We start from the raw sequence: 1,058 nt of genomic DNA, 5'->3' as shown, positions 1-1,058 counted from the left end.
GCGAGGGAAGGATGGAAGCCCGTAGGGGCGAGACAAGCCAAAAGGCGAAGGCTCGATGCGAAGCACGACAGCCCGGCCGGCACTGCCGGCGACGCCTGGATCACCCTGTTCAATCAGGCCTACTGTTCAGTAGAGCGTCGACACCGTGCGAGGCCTGCAACCAGGCCATCGTGTCCGCGCACCGCAGGTCCACCAATCGAGCAGCGCGAAGAACCGCATCCGGCACGTTCTCGACAAGCAGCGGCTCATGGTGGGCAATCCGGTTGCGCACCAGACGAAGCGCCTCCAGCTCCGCAAAGATGTGAGCACGAGCAGCCTGCACGGTCAGCACCCTGGGCAGCCGCGGCAGCACGGTATACAGATAAGGTTTCCAGAGCGCGCCATCGAATGCGCCGGTGAACAGCTGCTGCCAGAAGCCGAAGGTCAGTTCGGCGATCACTTTGCCGGCGGCCGGGTGCTTGCGCACGGCGCCATCCAGTGCGTCACGCCCCCTTTGTCGAAGGCTGCCGCGAAACGCGGGCGAAGAGGGCCAGTTTCCGCCATAGCGCAGCGCCAAGGCGTCGGCTGCAGCATTGCGGATCACCACCTCACAGATCGACAGCGGGACCATCAGAGCCGCGGCGAGATGCGCGTTCCAGACATAGAGCGCAAGCGCTCTGTCCATCGCCGGAGGCGGCTTCAGCGCATTGAAGTAGGTCGACACGCGCGCCCTGGACAGAGCCGCCTCGATGGCAGCGTGGTTGGCAACCATGCAAATAATCTTTTAAAATGCAGTCATGAGCCGCCAGGGATCGGGTTTTCCCCCCTGGGGTCAGGTGAGTTGAAAAGGCCCGCGAAAGCGGGCCTTTTCTTTTGCCCCTCACGATTGTGAAGCAGGTGCGCCGGCTTGCCGGCCATTCACGTGAGCGAGCAACCGCAGTCCATCGAAGCAAGGGAACTGCGACAACGCATGGGAACTCCCGCATGGGCTGTTTCGCGGCAGCGAAACTGACCGCCGGCGCCGATCGCGCGCATGCGCAGCTGGCCGCCGCCGGCGGCCGTGGCCAGCGACGACCAGG

General features: G+C 64.4%; 1 protein-coding gene. It reads right to left on the bottom strand.

Annotation, left to right across the window (positions count from 1 at the left end; all coding sequences use genetic code 11):
- Positions 1-109 precede the first annotated feature (109 nt).
- Positions 110-751: a hypothetical protein gene (locus Q392_RS26415; RefSeq protein WP_038215730.1), complete on the bottom strand. Its 642-nt coding sequence runs from the start codon at positions 749-751 to the stop codon at positions 110-112.
- Positions 752-1,058 lie beyond the last annotated feature (307 nt).

The organism is Xenophilus azovorans DSM 13620, from assembly GCF_000745855.1.
GTDB lineage: Bacteria > Pseudomonadota > Gammaproteobacteria > Burkholderiales > Burkholderiaceae_C > Xenophilus > Xenophilus azovorans.
This window is presented reverse-complemented; position numbering and strand designations above follow the sequence as displayed.